Here is a 21034-nt window from a genome sequence, read left to right as displayed (position 1 = left end):
GCCCCATGGACCGCCGAACGACTCTTGTCCTGCTCACCGCGCTGCTCACGAGCGGCTGCGTCGCCGTTCCCCCGCCCGCCGCCCCGAGTCCGTCCGCCCGGGGCGGCGAGGTCTCTCCGGCCGCCGTACGACCGCCGGCGCCGCTGCCCGAGTGGCCCGCGCCGCGGGAGGCCGAGCCCAGGGAGACGCTCGCCGCGACCGAGCCGGAGGCCGGGGCGGCGCCCGCGGCCGGGCCGGAGCCCGAGCGGTATCGGGCGGCGGGCAAGGGGAAACGGAAGGCGTCGGTCCCCGCCGCCTCCCGGCCCACGGTCGCCCCGGCACCCCCGCGCCGGCAGCCGAAGAAGCCCAAGAAGCCCGCGCGCACCGAGTCGCCGACCGGGTTGCGCGCCCTGTGCAGGCAGGCCGAGGGGTCGGGTGCCGTTCCCTCCGGCGTCGTCGACCTCTGCCGGAGGACGTACGGCCGCTGATGTACCGGAGGGACGTATTCTCGCCACGGGCACGCGCGGCGGGAGCACGCCCGTGATGAGAGACGGAGAAGGCGGCGAAGGTGGCAGAGCGCGGCAGAAGTGGCTCGGCGGCGAGCGGATCGGCCTCGCTCAGCGCGCAGGCGCGGGACGCCGTCCTGCGGCGCATCGTCGACCGGCGGTACGCGCAGGGGGCCCGACTCGTCGAGCGCGAGGTCGCCGAGGAGCTGAGCATGTCGCGCGTGCCCGTTCGGGAGGCGCTGCGCGCGCTGGTCGCCGAGGGGCTGCTGGAACTGCTGCCGCACAGCGGCGTCCGCGTGCGACGCCTCGAACGCGTCGACGTGGAGCACCTGTACGAGGTGTGGGAGCCGCTGGCCGTCCAGGCGTCGCGGCTCGCCGCTCGGGCCGTCGTCGCGGGCGGCGCCACGGGGCTCGCCGCTCTGGAGGCGACGCTGCGCCAGGCCGAGTCGGCGGCAGCGGCGGACGAGGGGACGCGGGAGGTCGCCGCGCACACGGCGTTCCACGAGGGAGTCGTGGAGTTGGCGGGCAATCCGCTGCTCGCGCGCACCATGGAGCAGCTCAGCTGGCAGTTGCGGCTGCTCTTCGGGCTGCGCGAGGAACCGGCGCACATGCGGGCCCAACATGCCGAGATGTACCGGCACATCGCCGCCGGTGACGCGGAGGCCGCGGCGGCGAGCACCCTGCTGCACGTGCGCGACAGCAGGACGGTCGCACTGCGCTCCCTCTTCGGCCCTGCATAGGGCTTTGTATACCAGATAGGTCGCCGCACCCTCTCGCCGCGCATTTTCCTGCACCTTCAGCACCACTCTTGCTCGCCATTCTCTCCTTGGTATACAAAACGGAGTGCCACTGTCCCCTTTCCCAGGGAGCCCCCATGTGCGTCGAAGCCACCCCGCCGCCGTCCGGCCGACTGACGCGCCGCGGTGTCCTCGCCGGTGCCGCCGCGCTCGCCGGCACCATGGCCGCCGCCGCCCCGGCCGCCGCCGACGGGACGGGCACCGATACCGCCCACGACACCCGGCGGGCGGGCGGACGCCTCCTGATCCGGGGCGGCTCCCTCCTCGACCCGGCCACCGGCGCGGTCGTCGAGGACGCCGCGGTCCTCGTCCTCGACGGGATCGTGCACGCCGCGGGGCCCCACGGCAGCTTCACCGCCCCCCGAGATGTCGAGGTGCTCGACGCGCACGGCCGCTGGATCCTGCCCGGCCTGATCGACGCCCACATCCACCTGAGCACCGCAGCCGAAGCCCGCGACGCCGTCCGCAAGGGCGCGACCAGCGCGCGCAGCGGATCGACCGCGTTCTACCAGGACATCGCCGTCCGCGAACTCGCCCGCCACAGCCCCGCCCTGGCGCCCCGGCTGACGGCCGCCGGAGTCTTCGTGACCCCCGACCTCGGCGACACCGTGCTCGCCGACCCCGACCTCACCCCGCTCGCCCGGCTGAAGGAGGGCGTGCGCTCGGCGGAGGCCCTGCGCCGCGTCGTCGAGGTCAACCTCGCCCGCGGCGCGGACGTCATCAAGACCCGGGTCAACGAGCGCGCCGGTCTGCCGGAGCAGGACCCGCTCACCCAGGTCTACTCGCACGAGCAGCTCTCGGAGATCGTCGCGGCGGCCCGGCGGCGCGGCAAGGGCGTGCTGTGCCACAGCTACAGCGAGCAGGGCTGCCACGACGCGGTCACCGCCGGCGTCCGCTCCCTGGAGCACGGCGCGTTCGTCGGCGAGCGCACCCTGGGCGAGATGCGCCGCAGGGGTACGTTCTTCACCCCGACCCTCACCGCCATCGCGGGCCTGGCCGACTCGCCCGACCCGGTGCTCGCGGAGCGGGGCCGCACGTACCTCCCCGTCCTGAAGCGGGCCGTCCTCGCGGCGTACGAACTCGGTGTCCCGCTCGCCGCCGGCACCGACTCGTCCGGCGGCACCGTGCGCCCGATCGGCCGGGAGGTCGAACTGATGCGGGCGGCCGGCCTGCCGGCACTCGACGCGATCCGCACCGCCACCACCGGCGCCGCCCGCCTCCTGGGCCTCGAACGCACGGCGGGGCGCCTCGCTCGCGGCTTCGCGGGCGACGCGATCCTCGTCGACGGCGACCCGCTGGCCGACGTCACCGTGCTCAAGCAGCCGGTACGGGTGGTACGGGCGGGCTTCGCCCTCTGACCTCCCCGTCGAACGGTCCCCCTTCAGCCGCGGGGGCTGCCCGCCCCCGCGTCCCGGAACGTCTCTCCGCCCCCACACACCCGCTCTCCGCCCTCCCCCGAGCCCCAAGGAGCCCCCGTGCAGTCCTCCTCCCCCTCCCCCGGCGCCTCCAGCCCTCTGTCGCGGCGCACGATGCTGGCCGGCGCCGCCGCGTTCGCCGGGGCGACGGCCACGTCGGGCGTCGCCGCGGTCCCGGCCGAGGCGGCGGCCTCCGGCCGGCCCGGGCCTCGGGGCAAGGCCGTGGTCTTCCGTGACGTGCGGGTGTTCGGCGCCGCGAAGGCGACGGATCTCGTGGTCGTCGACGGCCGCGTGGCGGGCGGTCCGGCGCCGCGTGGCGCGAAGGTCGTCGACGGTGGCGGACGGATCGCGCTCCCCTCACTCGTGGACGCGCACATCCACCCCGACAAGACGACCTGGGGCGGCTCCTGGGTCTCTCGGCGGCCGGCGAGCGGCATCGCCGACTACGTCGCCCAGGACGTCGAGTTGTTCCGTGCCCAGCGCCGGCCCGTGGCGCAGCGGGCGTACGGGCTCATGGCGCACGCCGTCTCGCGCGGTACGCGGGCGATGCGCGCACACGCCGACGTGGCCCCCGCCTACGGGCTCGCAGGTGTGGAGGGCGTGGCGGAGGCCCGCGAGCGGCTGCGGCACGCCCTCGACGTGCAGATCGTCGCCTTCCCGCAGCACGGAGTCGTCCGTACTCCGGGCACGGCGGAGTTGCTGGAGGAGGCGGCGCGCTCCGGTGCGATCGACATGATCGGCGGCATCGACCCGGCGGGGTTCGACGACGCCCTCGACGAGCAGCTCGACCTCGTCTTCGGCATCGCGGAGCGCCACGGCGTCGGCGTGGACATCCATCTGCACGACCGCGGCGAGAAGGGGCTCTCGGCCCTGCGCGGCATCGTCGAACGCACCCGCGCCCTGTCCCTGGCCGGCCGGGTCACCGTCAGCCACGTCTTCTGCCTCCCGGGTCTGACGGACAGGGAACTCGGTACCCTCGCCGCCGACCTGGGCGAGCAGGACATCGCCCTGACCACGGTGGCGCCGTCCGACTCCCTCGTCCTGCCGATCGCCCGGCTGCGCGAGCACGGGGTGCGGGTCGGGCTCGGCTCCGACGGCGTGCGTGACTCCTGGAGCCCCTTCGGCAACGCCGACATGCTCCACCGGGCGCAGCTGCTCGGCTGGGTGACGGACGTGCGGCTCGACGAGGAGCTTGCGGAGTGCTACCGCGTCGCGGCCCATGGCGGCGCGGACGTGATGGGCCTCGCCCACGCCGACCTCGCGCCGGGCGCCCCGGCCGACTTCGTCCTGGTCGCGGGCGAGTGCCTGCCCCAGGTCGTGGTGGACATGCCCCGCCGCGACATGGTCGTCCACGGCGGGGTCGTCGTCGCCCGCGACGGGGAGTTCCTCGACTAGGACGCCCTGTCGGTCTCCGCCCCGCCTTCCCTCCGCCCCGTCCGCCTACGCCTCGTCCGTCTCGGCCTCGTGCGCCGCCTCCGCCCTGGCCTGGGCGCGGCGGCCCACGACGGCGGCGGCCGCGACGGCGCTGCCGAGGAAGGCGGTCGCGACGACCCAGGGGCGGTCCAGGACGTGGCAGGTGGCGTGGTCGAGGGAGTAGCGGCCGGCGCCCGCGATGCCGATGGCGGCCGCCGTGAAGCCGAGGAACGCCGGGTACTCGTAGCCGCCGCCCTGGGCGAAGAAGCCCGCCGGGGCGTGGACGGCGACCGCGCCCGCCATCGCCCCGGCCGCGGCGGCGCCGGCCGCCGGGGTGGCCAGGCCGAGCGCCAGCAGGACCCCGCCGCCCGTCTCGCCGAGGCCCGCGGCGATCGCGCTCTCGCGCGGCGGGTGGAAGCCCATCGCCTCCATCCCCTTCGCCGTGCCCTCCACTCCTCCGCCCCCGAACCAGCCGAAGAGCTTCTGCGTGCCGTGCGCGGCGAGAACGGCGCCGGTGCCGACCCGCAGGACGAGAAGCCCGAGGTCGCGTCGGTTGAGGGTGGTCATCTGGGTCTCCCTGGGCAAGGCGGCAGGAGGCGTACGTCATCACGGCGGTCTTTCACCGTCGTCTCCCACTGTCGCCGCGGCCCGCCCCTGGGCGTCGGTGTTGTTGCTCCACACGGGGAAGTTTTGCGGCCTTTGTCCCGTACTGCTTGAGTGGGAGGGCCTCTGCCGCTCGGGCCGCCGCCCAGGAGCAGGCCGCATGGAAGTGGGTGCACATGTCCGCCGAGTCCACCGAGTCCGTCGGGACGACGGAGGCCGCCGCCACCGCCGCGCTCCGCGCCCAGGTCCGCGCGCTGATGCCCCGGGCCAAGGAGGACCTGACCGAGCTGGTGTCGATGCGCTCGGTCGCCGACCCCCGCCAGTTCCCGCCCGAGGAGTGCGCCAGGGCAGCCGACTTCCTGGTGCGCGCCTTCACGGAGGCGGGGCTCCAGGACATGCGCCGGGTCACCACCCCGGACGGCACCGACGCGGTCGTCGGGCACGCGCCGGGCCCCGAGGGCTCCCCCACCGTGCTCCTCTACTGCCACTACGACGTGCAGCCGCCGCTGGACGACGACGCCTGGACCACTCCGCCGTTCGAGCTGACCGAGCGCGACGGCCGCTGGTACGGGCGCGGTACGGCGGACTGCAAGGGCAACATCGCCATGCACCTCACCGCGCTCAGGGCCCTGCGCGACGCCTCGGGCGGGCGTGGGTTCCCGGTGTCGCTGAAGTTCGTGGCCGAGGGCTCGGAGGAACAGGGCACCGGAGGGCTCGAACAGCTGGTCCCGATGCAGCCCGAACTCTTCGCCGCGGACTGCCTGTTGATCTGCGACACCGGCAACTTCGCGCTCGGCCTGCCGACCGCGACGACCTCGCTGCGCGGGCTCGCCAACGTCGTCGTCACCGTCTCCACGCTCAAGGGCGAGATGCATTCCGGCATGTTCGGCGGCCCTGCGCCGGACGCCCTGGCCGCGCTGGTGCGGATCCTCGACAGCCTCCGCGACGAGCACGGCGACACGGCGGTCACGGGCCTCGCGGGCGACGGCCGGTGGGACGGGGTGGCCTACCCGGTCGAGCAGTTCCGTACCGACGTCGGGGCCCTCGACGGGGTCGCGCTCCTCGGCTCGGGTTCGGTCGCGGACGAGTTGTGGGCCCGGCCCGCGGTCACGGTCCTCGGCATCGACTGCCCGCCGGTGGTGGGCTCCTCCGCGGCCGTCCAGGCGAAGGTGCGGGCCCGGGTGAGCCTGCGGGTCCCGCCCGGGATGGACGCGGACGTCGCGCTGCGCGCGCTCACCGACCATCTGGTCTCGGCCGCGCCCTGGGGCGTACAGGTCGAGGTGGAGGCCGAGGGCACGGGGCAGCCCTTCCGGGCCCGCACGGACGGACCGGCGTACCGGGCGCTGGGCGCGGCCATGCGCGAGGCGTACGGGAAGGACATGGTCCAGTCGGGGCAGGGCGGGTCGATCCCGCTCTGCAACGTCCTGGCCGGTCAGTTCCCCGACGCCGAGATCGCGTTGATCGGCGTGGAGGAGCCGGGCTGTCTCATCCACGCCCCCAACGAGAGCGTGGATCCCGGCGAGATCGAGCACATGGCGCTCGCGGAGGCGCTCTTCCTCAGTTCGTACGCGACACCGCTCTGAGTGGACGGGAGTGTTCCCATGACCCAGACCCCGCACCGACCGTCCGACGACGCCGACCCCTACGGGAGCGGGCGCCGGGACCAGGACGTGCTGCCCGGGCCGATCGGCATGCTGGCCGGCGCCGCCTGGCAGGCGCTGCTCTTCGCCGGGCTCGCCTCGCTCGTCCTCGGGATCCTGGTGCTCGTCTGGCCGGGTGCCTCGCTGTTCGTGGCGGGTGTGCTGTTCGGCCTGTACCTGCTGTTCAGCGGTGTGATGCAACTGGTCGCGGCCTTCGGGACGCACGCCTCGACCGCGCTGCGGGTGATGGCGTTCATCAGCGGCACGCTGTCGATCCTGCTGGGCCTGTTCTGCTTCAAGGGCGAGACGCAGTCGACCCTGCTGCTCGCGCTGTGGATCGGGATCGGCTGGCTGTTCCGAGGGATCACCATGACCGTGGCCGCCGCCTCCGACCCGGCGATGCCCGCCCGGGGGTGGCAGATCTTCCTGGGGGTCGTGAACGCCCTGGCCGGCATCGTCCTCATCGTGTCGCCGCTCGAATCGGCGACGGTGCTCATCGTCCTCGGCGGTGTGTGGCTGCTCGTCGTGGGGGCCGTCGAGATCGCCACCGCTCTGCGGGTGCGCTCGCGCGCGAAGGACCTGCCGCCGGGCATCTGAACCGTCCCACCGGGCAGCCGACCTCGGCCTATGCGCTACATTTTGCCGGTCCTTGACCGCGATCACTCACGATCACTCATTTCTCGGAGCCGGCAACCCATGAGCGACATCGTCAACGGCCTCGGCCGGGCCTCCGCCTACGGCGCCCTCGGCGTGGTCCTGCTGATCCTCGGCATCGTCCTGGTGGACGTGCTCACGCCGGGGAAGCTCGGGCGCCAGATATGGGAGGAGCGCAACCGCAACGCCGCGACGCTGCTCAGCTCCGCGCTGCTCGGTATCGGCGGCATCGTCTTCACCTCCATCTGGACGACCTACGACGACTTCGGCAAGGGCCTCGCCTCCACGGCCGCCTTCGGTCTGCTGGGTCTCGTCATGATGGCCGTCGCCTTCCTGGTGGTGGACCTGGTCACGCCGGGCAAGCTCGGCGCCACCCTGGTCGACCCGCAGCCGCACCCGGCGGTCTGGGTGACGGCCTCCTGCAATCTCGCGGTCTCCGCGATCGTGTCCGCCTCCATCGCCTGACGCCCGAGCCGGCGCGGGACGCTCCCTGGGTTGCGGGGGGGGTGCACGCCGAGCCGCCGAGAGCCAAATGCGTCGACAGCACCCCACGGAACACGGCACAGTGGCCACCCGTGACGAGCAGTGAACTGTGGACCCGCGCAACCGCCGACCGCTACGACGCCGAGGAAGCCGATATGTCGTCGGCTGCCGCTCTCGGACCGACCCTCGCCTTCCTCGCCGAGCTCGCCGGAGACGGCCGGGCGCTGGAGTTCGCCATCGGAACCGGACGGGTGGGAGTCCCGCTCCGGGAACGCGGCGTACCGGTGGTGGGCATCGAGCTGTCCGAGCACATGGCAGCGGTGCTGCGGCGCAAGACCGACGAGGTCACCCTCCCGGTAGTCATCGGAGACATGGCCACCACCGCCGTTGCCGGCGGATTCACCCTGGTCTACCTCGTCTACAACACCATCACGAACCTGCTCACGCAGGACGAACAGGTCGAGTGCTTCCGCAACGCCGCCCGGCATCTGGAGCCTGGCGGCCGGTTCGTCATCGAGTTGCTTGTGCCGCCGCTGCGGCTCCTGCCGCCGGGCCAGGTCGCGGTGCCGTTCGACGTCTCCCAGCGGCATCTCGGTTTCGACACCTTCGACCTGGTCGAGCAGATGCTCGTCTCGCACCACTTCACCCGCGACGGCGACGACGGCCACTACCGCCGCGCAAACTCCCGGCACCGGTACGCCTGGCCGGCGGAGCTCGACCTGATGGCGCGGATCGCCGGGCTCGAGCTGGAACGTCGCGTCGCGGACTGGGACGGGTCTCCGTTCACCCAGGACTCCGCGAAGCACGTCTCCGTGTGGCGCAAGCCGGCCTGAGTTCGGACACCGGGCCATCAGCCCCGAGCCGGGCTCGGTTCCCGGCGCGGGACCAGCGGCTCCACTTCGAGGAACCGCCTGCGGCGCGGCCCCCGGTAGAGCAGCGCCTCCCAACCGAGCCGCTCCAGCGCGGGTACGCAGCGGCGCAGGGCGGACTCCTCCTCCTGCGCGGCCCCGCCGGCGGGCGGTCCGACCCACTCCACCACGGCCGTGCCGGGCCGCTCGCCCGCCGTGACCCGGTAGCCCGTCGCCACCCGCGCGCCGGAGGCGTCGACGGCGGAGGGAGTGATCCCAGCCGCCTCCAGAACGAGCGCGACGGCCCGGACGGGCTGTCTTCGCTCCCACTCGGCGACGCCCGTCCCGCCTGTCAGCCGCCGGATCTGCAGCAGCCCTTCGAGGGCCGCCCGCACCTCACGCGACCTCTGTTCCACGTCTCCCTCCGGCAGCGGCGGTTCGTCCCCCGTCGCCGCCTCGAAGACCCCCCGTTGCGTCGTCATGTCCTCACGTTAGGACGCGCCACTGACAACCGCCTCAGCGCTGCGCGCGTCCGCTCGTCACCGCGTAGTACTGCAGGTCCTGCCGGTCGACGGGGCGGCGGACCGGGTACCGGCTGGTGACCGTCGTGGTGGTCGTGCCGTCCCGTACGGCGGTGGCGGAGCTGTGGCCGGTGCGCAGCGGCAGCAGGCGCGCGTGGACCCCGGGCGGCGCGCGGTAGGCGTCGGTGGTGGTGCCGGTCCTGGTGCGGATCTCGGCGGGGGCGGTGAGGAAGGAGAGGACCTCGACCGTGTCGCGCGGGGTGGCGGTGCCCTCGCGGGGCCGTATCACCTGGGGCTGGCGGCCGGCGGGCGGCAGGTCGTCGACGAACTGGACGCGCGCGGTGAGGTAGAGGGTGTCGCGCAGGATCGTGGGCCAGGTGCCGGTCTTGAAGCGGGTCAGGTAGTAGGAGCTGAGGTCCAGGTAGGCGTGGCCGTTGTGCAGTGAGGGCGCGACGTGGCTGCCTTCGGAGTAGTCGTTCCAGGTGGTGAGCTGGACCCAGTCGGCGCGGGCGTCGATGGCGGCCTGCCAACTGGCGCGCAGGGTCTCGGTGTTGCCCGCCTCGTCGAAGAGGCCCTGGTTGGGCCGGGCGTCCTGGACGGAGACGGGGTGCATCCAGATCTTGCCGAGCCGGTGGGCCCGTCGGGCGTCGGCGACCGCGCCGGACTGCCGGTCGGGGCTGCGGGCACCCCACTCGGAGAGGCCGTGGCTGATCGCTGCGTAGTGGTCCCGGTCGGGGGTGAAGTCGAGGAAGAGCGGGACGAGGGCGGTCCTGATGCCGTGCCGGGTCTCCAGTTCGCGCATCATCGTCCGCCACCATTCCGGGCTCTTCGCCTCGGCCTTGAACGGGGTGACGACGAGCCTGCCGTCGGGGAGCCGGTGCGCGGAGGGCTGTCGGGCCAGGTCCGCGAGGAGGTCGGCGAGCGAGCCGGGGGTGGCGGCGGTGAGCGCCGTCATGTCGGGCATGAGCTGGATCCGGAAGCCCGGGTCCTCCTCCCGCGCGGCCCTGAGCAGGAGTTCGGCGCGCTCGCGGTGGCGTCCGGCTTCGGAGAGCAGGTCGAGGGTGAAACCGTCGAGCCCGGCGTCGCGGGCCGCGCGGATCTCCTGGCGGAGGTGGGCGAGTTCCCAGTCGCCGTCCTCGGGCGCGGCCGGGAGCGGGCGGTCGCGGAGGAGCCCTCCGTAGGCGCTGTGCTTGCCCTTCTCGCCGTCCGGGGTCAGGTAGTTCCGCGCGTAGTAGTCGCGGTCCGCGGGCTCGTTGTCGAGGGAGAGGGGGTACGGGGTGAAGTAGTGGGCGAAGACGAGCTTCGGCGAGCGGCGCAGTTCGGCGGCGGGCGGCAGGTCGAAGGGGAGGGCGGTGCTGTACGCCTTCGGGGACACCGGTGCGGTGTCCGCCGGCCCGTCCGCGCGCAGGGCGCCCGCCGTGGCGATCCCGGCCCAGGCGCCGAGGAGCAGGACGCCGAGGGCGAGGGCCGCGAGGATCCCGCGCCGTCCGGACGTCCTGTGCGTCCCGCCTGAGGACCTGTCAGCCATGGGCGTCCTTGGGGTTCTTCGGGGCCGCTCGCTCGCGCTCCCGCCGGTCCCGCGGACGGGCTGGGGTCCGTGCGGGCTGGCTGTAGTACAGCCGATGACCGGCGGGGGAACAACCACCGTCGGGCGGGTGGCGGGCGGGTCGTGGTCCGCTAGGACGTACCGCTTCCGAGGCGGTCGGTGCGGTGAGCGGCGACGTAGGCGGCCATGGTGTCGTTCCGCATCGCCTCCCACAGGGCGCCGGATTCCTTCGCGTCGAGGAGGACGACGGACTGGCCCTTGATCGTGTCGGTGCCGGTGACGGGCGCGTTCATGAAGACCATGTCGGCGGGGCGTACGGACTTGTGGTCCCAGAGGAGTTGGCGCAGATCGCCGTCGCTGAGCCGGTCGTCGACGCTGACGCTCGCCGTGAGGTCGTCGAGGAGTTCGGCGGTGCGGACCGGGTTGGTGAGGTTGCGGGTGGTCATGGCCTTGGTGAGGACGGCGCGCAGGAAGTTCTGCTGGCGTTGGGTGCGGTCGAGGTCACCGCGGGGCAGGTTCTTGCGCTCGCGTACGTAGACGAGGGCCTGCTCGCCGTTCATGTGGCGGACCGTGCCGTCGACGCGGAGGTCGACGCCGCCGACGGTGTCGGTGAGCTGCTTGAACCCCTCCCAGTCGATGACGGCGAGGTGGTCGACGCGGACGTCGGTGAGGCGTTGGACGGTGTCGATGAGCAGGGGCGGGCCGCCCCAGGAGAAGGCGGCGTTGAGCTTGGACCTGCCGTGTCCGGGGATGTCGACCCAGGAGTCGCGGGGCAGGGAGACCACGTAGGCGCCGGCGTGGTCGGCCGGGAGGTGGACCAGCATCATGGTGTCGCTGCGCTGGGCTCCGTACGTCCACGTCGGGGCCTTGGCGTCGCGCCCGGTGGTCGGCAGGTCGGAGCGGCTGTCCACGCCGACGAGCAGGAACGTTTGGCCACCCTTGGAGGGGGCGGGTTGCTCGGCCGGCGGGACGTGGGTGGGGAAGGCGCCGGGGATGCGGTCGACCTTGCCGGTGTAGTGCTCGACCGCCCACCAGCCGGCGCCGCCGGCCAGCAGGATGCCGAGGCCGAGGAGGGCGAGCGCGGCCAGCAGGACGCGTTTCGGGCTCACTCGGCGCTTACGTCGCGTGACGGACGGTGTGCTTTCCGCCACATCTTCGACTCTCTCCCCCACCGCGACCTCGTCCCCCACCGACACGTCCCCACCCCTTCTCCCCATGGCTTCACGTGCGTCAACTCCCGTTGGACAGACGTATCATGCGCCCTGCCGTGTCCACACCGGCCCCGATGTCACGAGATGAATACGCCATCACCTTCTGAGGTCGTTCGCGTGAACTGCAGCGGACGTGCGCGCGTATGTCGTACTGTTCCGGCGTTGCGACGCTTGTTCGTCGATCAGGGGGTCGACGAACAGGGTGGCGAACGTCGACACGTGCCTGGGGGGTACATGTGGCATGCCCGCACCACTGAGACCAACTCCACTGATACCGCTGCCGGTTCACCGTCCGCAGCGCCACGCCCGCGGGCGAAGGCGGGCTGGTACCCGGTCCTCGCGCTGACCGTCGACGCCCTGGGGGTGGGCGTGCCGGTGGCGTCGGTCCTCCATCTGGAGCGCCAGCCGTACGCCTTCGCGAGCGCCCTCGTCGCGGCCCTGTCCTGGGTCGTCGTGCGTGCGCTGCGGCGGAGGTACGCGCGGCGGGAGCTCGGGGAGTCGCGGGGCAGTCTGCCGGTGCTGCACGACTGGCTGATCCTGCTGGGCGTGCTCGCCGTGCTGCGGGCCGCCGCCGATCTGCACCATCCGGCGCTGCTCTGCCTCGCCGTGCTGCTGCCCGCGCCCGTACTCACCCTCATCTGCTCGAAGTTGACGTGGCATCACCTCGTCGCGGCGCGGCGGGAGGCACAGGTGGTCACCCGGGTGCTCGTGCTCGGCGAGCCGACGGCGGCCGGTGACGTGGCCGAGCACCTGGCCGGCCGGACGGAGCACCCGTACGTCGTGGTCGGCGTGGTCGCCATAGGCGAGGGTCCGGTCCGCACCGGCGCGCCCGTCGCGGCCCGGCTGAGTACCGCGACACCGGAGAGCGCCGACGGAGACACCTGCCATGTCCTCACGGCGGCACGCGAGTTGGAGGCGGACATCGTGCTCGTGGCGGCCGGTCCCCGGATGGCGGGCGAGCGGTTGCGCAGGCTGTCCTGGGGGCTGCACGACGCCGGGACGGAACTGGCCCTGGCGCCGGGCCTGGTGGAGTGCGCGGTGAAGCGCCTGGAGACCACGTCGGCGGCCGGTCTCGCGCTGCTGCGGGTCGCGCCGCCGCTGCGCAGCGGGGTGCAGCCGCTGCTGAAGTCCGTGGTGGACCGCGCGGGCGCGGCCTTCGGTCTGCTGGTCCTCTCGCCGGTGTTCCTGGCGATCGGCGCGGCCGTGCGGCTCGGCTCGCAGGGTCCGGTCTTCTACCGGCAGGTGCGGATCGGCCAGGGCCGGGTGCCGTTCGTGATGTGGAAGTTCCGCACGATGTTCCTGGACGCCGACGCCCGCAAGGCGGAGCTGGAGCGCGCCAACGAGAACGACGGCCTGATGTTCAAGATGCGGCGCGATCCACGCGTGACGCGGGTGGGCCGGCTGCTGCGCCGCACCTCGCTGGACGAGCTGCCGCAGCTGATCAACGTCCTGCTCGGGTCGATGTCGCTGGTCGGGCCGCGCCCTCCGCTGCCGGACGAGGTGGCGCGGTACGGGGACGTGGAGTTGCGGCGCCTTGCCGTGCGGCCGGGGATGACGGGGTTGTGGCAGATCAGCGGCCGCTCGGACCTGTCGTGGGACGAGACGGTCGAGCTCGATCTGCACTATGTGGACAACTGGTCCTTCACCAGTGACGTGGATGTCATGGCCCGTACGTTCCGCGCCGTCGTCGACGGTCGCGGAGCGTACTGACGGGCCGGCCGCCGCATGAGATCAGTGCTGTTCCCGCCACCAGGCGTAGGTGGCGGCGATTCCGTCCGGCAGGGCGACGGCGGGCTTCCAACCGAGGCCGGTCAGCCGGGAGACGTCGAGGAGCTTGCGCGGGGTGCCGTCGGGCTTGCTCGTGTCCCAGGCGATCTCGCCCTGATATCCCGTCACGTCGGCGACTGTACGCGCGAGTTCGTGGATCGTGAGGTCCTCGCCGCAGCCGATGTTGACCGGCTCGTCGCCGTCGTAGCGGTCGAGCAGGACGGCGCAGGCGGCGGCGAGGTCGTCGACGTGCAGGAACTCGCGGCGCGGGGTGCCGGAGCCCCAGAGGGTGATCTCCTCCCTGCCCTCCTCGCGGGCCTCGTGGAAGCGGCGGATCAGGGCGGGCAGGACGTGCGAGCTCTGCAGGTCGAAGTTGTCGCCGGGGCCGTAGAGGTTGGTCGGCATCGCCGAGACGTAGGCGGCGCCGTACTGCTTGCGGTATGCCTGGATCTGCACGATGCCGGCGATCTTGGCCAGCGCGTAGGCCTCGTTGGTGGGCTCCAGCGGGCCGGTGAGCAGGGCGTCCTCGGTGATGGGCTGCGGGGCGAGCCGGGGGTAGATGCAGGACGAGCCGAGGAAGAGCAGCCGGTCGACGCCCGCGGCGTGCGCGCCGGCGACGACGGCGAGCTGGATCCTGAGGTTCTCCTCCAGGAACTGCACCGGACAGGTGCTGTTGGCCATGATCCCGCCGACCTTCGCGGCGGCGAGCACGACGGCGTCGGGACGAGTCTCGGCGAGGAAGGCGGCGGTGCGTTCGGCGTCGCGCAGATCGAGTTCGGCGCGGGTCCTGGTGATCACCTCGTGCCCGTCGGCGGTGAGGCGGCGGGCGATCGCGGACCCCACGAGGCCGCGGTGGCCCGCGACGAATATCCGGGCCCGCTCGGGCAGGTACGACGTCGTTGCTCTCGGGGCTGCGCTCGTCGATTGAGTCATGGCCCGGATCATGCCAGGCCGAGTGGGCCCGCAGTACCTCAGATCAGGATCAAAGGCCTGTAACACACCACAACCGCATCACCCGGACCGGCTGGGGGCCGGTCCGCCAGGGAGGGGCAGCACGCATGGGCAAGACCGCACTCATCACCGGCGTCACCGGGCAGGACGGCTCGTACCTGGCCGAACTGCTGATGTCCAAGGGCTACACGGTGCACGGCCTGGTCCGCCGCTCGTCGAGCTTCAACACCGAGCGGATCGACCACATCTATCAGGACCCGCAGCAGGTGAATCGTTCCTTCGTGCTGCACCACGCGGACCTCTCCGACGGTGTGGCGCTGGTGAACCTGCTTCGGGACCTCCGCCCCGACGAGGTCTACAACCTCGGCGCGCAGTCCCATGTACGGGTCTCCTTCGACGCCCCGCTGTACACCGGTGACGTGACAGGTCTGGGCGCCCTGCGGCTCCTGGAGGCGATCCGGGCGAGCGGCATCGACACCCGGATCTACCAGGCGTCCTCCTCGGAGATGTTCGGCGCCACCCCGCCGCCGCAGAACGAGGGGACCCCGTTCCATCCGCGCAGCCCGTACGGCGCGGCGAAGGTCTTCGCCTACTGGGCGACGGTGAACTACCGCGAGGCGTACGGGATGTTCGCCGTGAACGGCGTGCTGTTCAACCACGAGTCGCCGCGCCGGGGCGAGACCTTCGTGACCCGCAAGGTGACCCGTGCGGTCGCCCGGATCAAGGCCGGGTTGCAGGACCGCCTCTATCTGGGCAACCTCGACGCGGTACGCGACTGGGGGTACGCCCCCGAGTACGTCGACGCGATGTGGCGGATGCTCCAGCGGGACGAGCCGACCGACTACGTGGTGGCGACCGGAATCCCGTCGACGGTACGGCAGTTCGTGGAGACGGCGTTCTCGCACGCCGGACTCGACTGGTCCGAGCACGTGCGGTACGACCCCAAGTACGAGCGCCCCAGCGAGGTGGACGCGCTGATCGGCGACGCCGGCCGGGCCCGGGACCTGCTCGGCTGGAAGCCCTCCGTACAGGTCGACGAGCTGGCCCGGATCATGGTCGACGCCGATGTCCGGCTCGTGGAGGACCAGTTGGCCGGCGCCACGGTGCGCATCGACCGCTGACCTGCGGCTTCCGGCCCCGCAGTCGCCCCTGGGGCGGTGGCGGCCCGGGCGACTGCGGGGCCGGGTGGTACGAGATTCGCCAAGTGGCCTTTTCCGACTGTCAGTTCGTCGTACAGTTCGCATTCATCAGATGGCAGTTGCACCACTTCACGCCACATTGACTGGGCTATCACGCCTGGGGGGAACATGCGTAGATCCTGGGGGCTCACCGCTGCCCTCGTCCTGACCGTCGCGGCCGGAGCCGGAGGCTCTCTGGCCCCGACGGCCGCGGCCCTGACGCCGCCGGTGGCCTTCACCGCGGACGATCTGCCGACCTGGCAGACCAACGGTGTCGTCTGGGCACTGGCCGAGACGAACGACACCGTCTTCGTCGGCGGCACCTTCTCCGAGGTGCGCCCGCCCGACGGCACCGCCGGCGCCGCGAAGAGCGCCGTCAACTTCGCGGCGATGGACGCGGCCACGGGCGCGCCCACCGACTGCACCCTCTCCTTCACCGTCGGCAGCGGCACCGCGACCGTGCGGACGCTCGTCGTCTCGCCGGACAAGAAGACGCTGTACGCGGGTGGTTACTTCGGCGCCGTCAACGGCACGCCGGTCTCCAGCCTCGCCGCGATCGACGTCGCCACCTGCACCCCGAGGGCCGGCTTCACCCCGAGCTTCCCCGCGACCGTGCGGGCGCTCGCCGTCACCGACACCACCATCTACGCGGCCGGCGACTTCGGCACCGTCGAGGGGCAGACCCGGCAGCGGTTCGCGGCCATCACCACCGGCGGGGACCTGCTGCCGTTCACGGCCAACGCCGACGAGCCTGGACGCGCCGTCGAGGTGACCCCGGACGGCCAGAACGTCCTGCTCGGTGGGGACTTCTTCACCGTCAACGGCGCCAACTCGCACGCCCTGGCCGTGGTGAACGCCACCACCGGCGCCGTGACGAAGGCGTACCCCAACGGCTGGATCCCGCAGAACTCCGTCGTCAAGGACATCGAGACCGACGCCACCGGCTTCTACACCGGCAACGAGGGCACCGGTGGCGGTGTCTTCGACGGCCGGATCGCCCTGAACCTGTCGAACTTCGAACAGCGCTGGCGCGACACCTGCCTCGGCGCCACCCAGGCCGTCCGCTCGTACGAGGGCGTCCTCTACAGCGCCTCGCACGCCCACGACTGCTCCAGCGTCGGCGAGTTCCCCGACGGACGCCGCTACCACCTGCTCGCCCAGCCGACCACGTCGACCGGCAAGCTCGGCTGGTTCCCCGACACCAACGACGGCATCGGCGAGGGCATCGGCCCGCGCGCCTTCACCATCTCGGGCACCGGCGCCACCAAGTACCTCTGGGTGGGCGGTGAGTTCACCACCACCAACGGAGCGCCCGCGCAGGGCCTCACCCGCTTCGCGTCGGGTCCCGACACCGGCGCGCCGACCGTCCCGGTGGCGAGCGCCGCCGCCGTGACCCCGAACGCGGTGCAGATCCGCTGGCGTTCCAGCCTGGACCTGGACGACTCGCGGCTGACGTACAAGGTCTACCGCAACGGCGCCGCGACCCCGATCGCCACCGTCCAGGGCGACTCGCTGCACTGGTCCCGCCCCCAGGTGTCGTTCAAGGACACCGCCGTGACCCCGGGCCAGACCTACAGCTACCGGGTGACCGCGGGCGACGCCGACGGCAACACCAGCGCCCTGTCGGCGACGTCCACCGTGACCGTGCCGACCTCCCCGGAGCCGTACGCCTCCCGCGTGATCGCCGACGGGGCGTCGCTGTACTGGCGCTTCGACGAGTCGACGACGCCGTACGCGGCCGACTCCTCCGACAGTGGCAACAACAGCGGTCTGTACGTCAACGCCCCGGCGCTGCGCCAGACCCCGGGTGCCGTCTCCGGCGCCTCCACGGCCGTCGCGCTCAACGGCACCGACGAGCAGATCCACAGCGACAAGCGGCAGGCGGTCACCGGTCCCTTCACCGTCGAGACCTGGTTCAAGACCACCACGACCCGCGGCGGGAAGCTGATCGGCTTCGGCAACAACACCACGCGAAACAGCGGTAATTACGACAAGCACCTGTACATGACGAACTTCGGGAACATCGTGTTCGGCGTGTACAGCGGCTCCACCCGGACCCTGACCTCCCTCGGCTCGTACAACAACGGCGCCTGGCACCACGCCGTGGGCACCCAGGGCCCGGAGGGCATGCGGCTCTACATCGACGGCAAGCTGGTCGGCTCCAACAGCGTCACCACCAACCAGCAGTACGACGGCTACTGGCACGTCGGCGCCGACAACCTCGGCAGCTGGCCGCTGCGCCCGTCGAGCAGCTTCTTCGCCGGCCAGCTCGACGAGGCCGCCGTCTACCCGACGGCCCTCACCGGCACGCAGGTGGCCCAGCACCACAGCCTGGCCACCGCCCCCGCCGACACGGTCACCACCGTCACGGCCACGGAGGACACGTACGCCAACGCGGGCGCTCCCGGCACCAACTACGGCACGTCCAGCTCGCTGGCCGTCCGGGGCACCTCGGCGTACGAGTCCTACCTGCGCTTCCCGCTGCCCGCCGCCCCGGCGGGCAAGGTCCTCAAGAGCGCCCGGCTCGCGGTCAAGACGACCACGATGACCGGCGCGGGATCGACCGACTCCGTCTCGGTCGTACCCGTCACGGGGGCCTGGGCGCAGGACACGGTGACGTACAACAACCGGCCCGCCCTCGGGGGGACTCCGGTGGGGACGCTGCAAGGCGCGGTGGACGGTTCGACCGTCTACTCGGCCACGCTGGACACCGCCGCGGTCACGGCCGCGCTCGGCGGCTCGTACAGCCTGGCGCTGACCAGCACCGGGACCGACCCGCTGTGGCTCTGGTCGTCCGAGGCCACGGCGGCGGAGGGCACTCCGCAGCTGGTCCTGACCTTCGGCGCGCCGTAACCGGTCACCGTCCCTCCACCACCGGACGCGGGGCCCGGCCGACCGGGCCCCGCGTCCGACGTACCACGGGAGTTCCCTCATGCGTCGACCTCTTCACCGGCGCCCGGCAGCGGCGGCGGCCGTGCTCGCCGCGCTGCTCGTCCTGACCGCCTGCTCCTCCGAGGGGACGGGCGATGCGCCGAAGGCGGCCGGGCCCACGCCCACCCGCTCGGCGGCGGTGCCCGACCGGCAGGCCGAGGCGGCCGAGAGCGCCGGGCCGAGCGCCTCGGCCTCCGCCTCGGCGTCCAAGGGGCCGGTCGTGCCCGACGCGCAACTGAAGCCCGTCACGGGTTCGTTCACGGAGAAGGAGAAGAAGTACCTGAGCGGGCGGGTGCCGGTGAACACGGACCCGGCCGCCGTGCTCCAGACCGGGCAGGAGTCCTGCCAGCGGATCGAGCGCACGGCCAAGCGGGACAAGGACGCGGCGATCGGCGCGATCGTCGCCGGGGACATCCCGGACGCGGAGGCGGTGATCACGCATCTGTGCCCCGCGCAGCAACCGCTGCTCGCGGCCGCGAGTACCGGCTTCGGCGAGGGCACGGTCGAGGCGCCGAAGGCCGGGAGCTATCGCGCCCTCACCACGAATCCGGCCTGTGCGTGGCAGGCACTCGGGGCGGACGGCAAGGTCCTCGCCTCCGGTCCCGCGCCCGGCGCCCAGGGGCCGGTGCGCGCGAACGTCCCGGCCGGGACGAAGGAGTTCACCTCCAGCGCGTGCTACGCCTGGGTGCCCGCCTAGCTCGTGGATCCGGCACGAGGAGAGCCCGGTGCGGTCCGAGGACCGCACCGGGCTCTCCCGCGTCCTGAGGAGGAGGGGTTCAGCGCGGTCCGGAGGCCCGCTCGTACACCCCGAGCAGGGTGTCCAGGACCGCGTCCATCGAGAAGGCCTCGGCGGCCAGCTTCCGGGCCGCGGCCGACGCGGCGGAGTGCGCGCCCGGCTCCAGAAGCTCCCGTACGGCCGGGGCCAGGCCGGCCGCGTCCGTGACCACCCGGCCCGCGCCCGCGTCCGCGATGTCCCGGGCGAGCCCGTTGGAGGTGGTGACGACGGCCGGGGTACCCACCGACAGCGCCTCGAGGACGGACATCGGGAAGGGCTCGTCGACCGAGGGCAGGACGTACACGTCGGCCCGGCGCAGCTCCTCCAGCATCCGCTCCGAGGTCAACGGCCCCGGCAGGCTCACCCGCTCCCCGACGCCCAGTCGGGCGACGAGCGCGTCGACGGCGGCCCGCTCGCCCTCGTCGGGGCCGGCGAGGACGAAGGTGGCGTCGGGGTGGTGGCGCAGGATCTCGGGGACGGCCGCCACGAAGTCGGTCGGCCGTTTGCGGGCCTGGAGCCGGGCCGCGTACAGGATGCGCGGCGGCCCGGTCGGCGCGGGGCGCGGCTCCGGCGCGGCCGCCGGTACACCGTTGACCAGGCGTACGGCTCCGGTGAGCGGGCCGCCGACGACGGCGTCCAGATCCCGGCACTCGCGGTCCGTCAGGTACAGGACGGCGGAGGCCCCGCGCAGCACGCGGCGCACAGCGACCGCGTCCAGGAGCCTCGCGAGCGGCTTGTCGCTCGGGTCGACCATGCCGTGGGTCTGGAGCACCAGCGGGCGGCCGGCCCGGAGCGCGGCCAGCGCGACGGGCAGGGTGACGAGGTCCCGGGCGAGATGGACGTGGACCACGTCGGCGTCCTTGACGAGGCCGGTGGCCCCGGCGAGCAGCGCGGGCGAGGTGATGCCGCTGAAGCCGAGCGGGAGGACGGAGCGGGCGCGGTAGAGCCGGGCGGGCACGCCGTCCACGTCGGTCGGCAGGGCGCCGGGGAAGCCGTCGCCGAGGGCGGTCAGCCGGACCTGGTGGCCGCGCGCGGCCAGGCCCCTGCCGAGATTGACCGCGACCCGGACGGGCCCGCCGAAGGCGTGCGTGGGGCTGTGCAGGGTGACCGCGTGCAGCACCTTGAGGGGATTCCGGCCCCCGGGGCGGCTCACGCGGGCACCGGAACCGGTCGTCGGCCCTCGGCCGTGTGCAGGGTCAGCTCCGGGAGGTCCTTGTGGAGCGTCGTACCGGCGGCGACGACGGCGTGCCGGCCGATGGTGGTGCCGGCGAGGACGGTGGCGCGGGCGGCGACCCAGGCGCCGTCCTCGACGGTGATCGGCGCGTTGCGGTAGCGGAAGTCGGCGGCCCGGTGGTCATGACCGCCGGTGCAGAGCAACGCCTCCTGGGAGACGCAGACATGGGCGCCGAGGGTGATGGGCTCCAGGTTGAGCAGCCAGGCGCCCTCGCCGATCCAGGTGTGGTCGCCGACGGTCAGTTTCCAGGGCCACAGGATCCTGACCCGGTGCCGTATGAGCACGCCGTCGCCTATGGTCGCGCCGAAGGCCCGCAGGAGCGCGACCCGCAGCCGGGCCGGACAGAACCAGGCCATGAAGACCGTGTTCATCACCGCGAACCAGAGGGCCTGGACGAGTCTGCCGCGGCCCTTGTCGTATCCGGCCAGTGTGAAGGCCGGTAGATTCCGCATGAGTTCACCCCCACCGGCGCCTCCCCAGGCGCCCGCCGATCAGACTAACGGTTACCGGGAGGTGACAGGGGGGCGTCGGTAGACTGGCCTGAAGTGAGGGGCCGGGGTGGGGACTTCGAGATCCGGGAAG

The 21034-nt window shown here is 72.9% G+C and carries 19 protein-coding genes; 12 read left to right on the top strand and 7 right to left on the bottom strand.

Annotated features, from left to right (window positions below; translation table 11 throughout):
- The first annotated feature begins 5 nt into the window (after positions 1 to 5).
- The 4 genes from AB0E14_RS06585 to AB0E14_RS06570 all read left to right on the top strand — a co-directional run bounded on the left by AB0E14_RS06585 (position 6) and on the right by AB0E14_RS06570 (position 4092).
- A complete protein-coding gene (locus AB0E14_RS06585) occupies positions 6 to 467 on the top strand; it encodes a hypothetical protein (protein WP_362413080.1) in 462 nt (153 codons plus the stop codon).
- Positions 468 to 547: 80 nt separating this feature from the next.
- Positions 548 to 1225, top strand: a complete 678-nt coding sequence (locus AB0E14_RS06580) for a GntR family transcriptional regulator (protein ID WP_362413076.1) — start codon at positions 548 to 550, stop codon at positions 1223 to 1225.
- A gap of 134 nt (positions 1226 to 1359) precedes the next feature.
- The gene (locus tag AB0E14_RS06575; RefSeq protein ID WP_362413073.1) at positions 1360 to 2640 is read left to right on the top strand and encodes an amidohydrolase family protein; all 1281 of its coding nucleotides are present in this window, start codon (positions 1360 to 1362) and stop codon (positions 2638 to 2640) included.
- 117 nt (positions 2641 to 2757) lie between these two features.
- On the top strand, positions 2758 to 4092 hold the full coding sequence (locus AB0E14_RS06570; protein WP_362413070.1) for an amidohydrolase family protein: 1335 nt from the start codon (positions 2758 to 2760) through the stop codon (positions 4090 to 4092).
- A 45-nt stretch (positions 4093 to 4137) separates the two neighbouring features.
- Here AB0E14_RS06570 and AB0E14_RS06565 read toward each other — a convergent pair whose 3' ends face one another.
- Positions 4138 to 4677, bottom strand: a complete 540-nt coding sequence (locus tag AB0E14_RS06565; protein ID WP_362413067.1) for a DoxX family protein — start codon at positions 4675 to 4677, stop codon at positions 4138 to 4140.
- A 212-nt stretch (positions 4678 to 4889) separates the two neighbouring features.
- On the opposite strand from AB0E14_RS06565, the gene AB0E14_RS06560 reads away from it, so the two are divergent.
- The 4 genes from AB0E14_RS06560 (at position 4890) to AB0E14_RS06545 (ending at position 8323) form a co-directional block, all read left to right on the top strand.
- Positions 4890 to 6296 carry a dipeptidase gene (locus AB0E14_RS06560; protein WP_362413064.1) on the top strand — a complete coding sequence of 469 codons (1407 nt, stop codon included), beginning with the start codon at positions 4890 to 4892 and terminating at the stop codon, positions 6294 to 6296.
- A gap of 18 nt (positions 6297 to 6314) precedes the next feature.
- A complete protein-coding gene (locus tag AB0E14_RS06555) occupies positions 6315 to 6950 on the top strand; it encodes an HdeD family acid-resistance protein (protein ID WP_362413061.1) in 636 nt (211 codons plus the stop codon).
- A 99-nt stretch (positions 6951 to 7049) separates the two neighbouring features.
- Positions 7050 to 7472, top strand: a complete 423-nt coding sequence (locus AB0E14_RS06550; RefSeq protein ID WP_362413058.1) for a DUF350 domain-containing protein — start codon at positions 7050 to 7052, stop codon at positions 7470 to 7472.
- Between the two features lie 110 nt (positions 7473 to 7582).
- Entirely contained in the window at positions 7583 to 8323 is a 741-nt protein-coding gene (locus AB0E14_RS06545; protein WP_362413055.1) for a class I SAM-dependent methyltransferase, read from the top strand.
- A 17-nt stretch (positions 8324 to 8340) separates the two neighbouring features.
- Here AB0E14_RS06545 and AB0E14_RS06540 read toward each other — a convergent pair whose 3' ends face one another.
- The 3 genes from AB0E14_RS06540 to AB0E14_RS06530 all read right to left on the bottom strand — a co-directional run bounded on the left by AB0E14_RS06540 (position 8341) and on the right by AB0E14_RS06530 (position 11514).
- The gene (locus tag AB0E14_RS06540) at positions 8341 to 8820 is read right to left on the bottom strand and encodes a hypothetical protein (protein WP_362413052.1); all 480 of its coding nucleotides are present in this window, start codon (positions 8818 to 8820) and stop codon (positions 8341 to 8343) included.
- A gap of 34 nt (positions 8821 to 8854) precedes the next feature.
- Positions 8855 to 10387, bottom strand: a complete 1533-nt coding sequence (locus AB0E14_RS06535) for a glycoside hydrolase family 71 protein (protein WP_362413049.1) — start codon at positions 10385 to 10387, stop codon at positions 8855 to 8857.
- 149 nt (positions 10388 to 10536) lie between these two features.
- The gene (locus AB0E14_RS06530) at positions 10537 to 11514 is read right to left on the bottom strand and encodes an LCP family protein (RefSeq protein WP_362413046.1); all 978 of its coding nucleotides are present in this window, start codon (positions 11512 to 11514) and stop codon (positions 10537 to 10539) included.
- Positions 11515 to 11850: 336 nt separating this feature from the next.
- On the opposite strand from AB0E14_RS06530, the gene AB0E14_RS06525 reads away from it, so the two are divergent.
- The gene (locus AB0E14_RS06525; protein ID WP_362413043.1) at positions 11851 to 13326 is read left to right on the top strand and encodes a sugar transferase; all 1476 of its coding nucleotides are present in this window, start codon (positions 11851 to 11853) and stop codon (positions 13324 to 13326) included.
- Between the two features lie 21 nt (positions 13327 to 13347).
- Here the strand turns inward: AB0E14_RS06525 and AB0E14_RS06520 are convergent, their stop codons facing one another.
- On the bottom strand, positions 13348 to 14316 hold the full coding sequence (locus tag AB0E14_RS06520; protein WP_362413040.1) for a GDP-L-fucose synthase: 969 nt from the start codon (positions 14314 to 14316) through the stop codon (positions 13348 to 13350).
- 125 nt (positions 14317 to 14441) lie between these two features.
- Between AB0E14_RS06520 and gmd the strand changes: the two genes are divergently transcribed.
- The 3 genes from gmd (at position 14442) to AB0E14_RS06505 (ending at position 19140) form a co-directional block, all read left to right on the top strand.
- Complete coding sequence (gene gmd / locus AB0E14_RS06515) at positions 14442 to 15455, top strand: GDP-mannose 4,6-dehydratase (protein WP_362413037.1); 1014 nt, start codon at positions 14442 to 14444, stop codon at positions 15453 to 15455.
- A 186-nt stretch (positions 15456 to 15641) separates the two neighbouring features.
- Positions 15642 to 18365: a DNRLRE domain-containing protein gene (locus tag AB0E14_RS06510; protein WP_362413034.1), complete on the top strand. Its 2724-nt coding sequence runs from the start codon at positions 15642 to 15644 to the stop codon at positions 18363 to 18365.
- 79 nt (positions 18366 to 18444) lie between these two features.
- On the top strand, positions 18445 to 19140 hold the full coding sequence (locus AB0E14_RS06505; RefSeq protein ID WP_362413031.1) for a hypothetical protein: 696 nt from the start codon (positions 18445 to 18447) through the stop codon (positions 19138 to 19140).
- Positions 19141 to 19219: 79 nt separating this feature from the next.
- Here AB0E14_RS06505 and AB0E14_RS06500 read toward each other — a convergent pair whose 3' ends face one another.
- Both AB0E14_RS06500 and AB0E14_RS06495 read right to left on the bottom strand, forming a co-directional pair.
- Positions 19220 to 20371: a glycosyltransferase gene (locus AB0E14_RS06500; protein WP_362413028.1), complete on the bottom strand. Its 1152-nt coding sequence runs from the start codon at positions 20369 to 20371 to the stop codon at positions 19220 to 19222.
- Positions 20368 to 20904: a WcaF family extracellular polysaccharide biosynthesis acetyltransferase gene (locus AB0E14_RS06495; protein ID WP_362413025.1), complete on the bottom strand. Its 537-nt coding sequence runs from the start codon at positions 20902 to 20904 to the stop codon at positions 20368 to 20370. Before AB0E14_RS06495 ends, AB0E14_RS06500 begins: the two co-directional genes overlap by 4 nt.
- Positions 20905 to 21034: the final 130 nt, after the last annotated feature.

The organism is Streptomyces sp. NPDC047981 (assembly GCF_040653315.1).
Taxonomy (GTDB): Bacteria; Actinomycetota; Actinomycetes; order Streptomycetales; family Streptomycetaceae; genus Streptomyces.
Note: the sequence above shows the minus strand (reverse complement) of the source record. Positions and strands in the feature narration are given on the sequence as shown.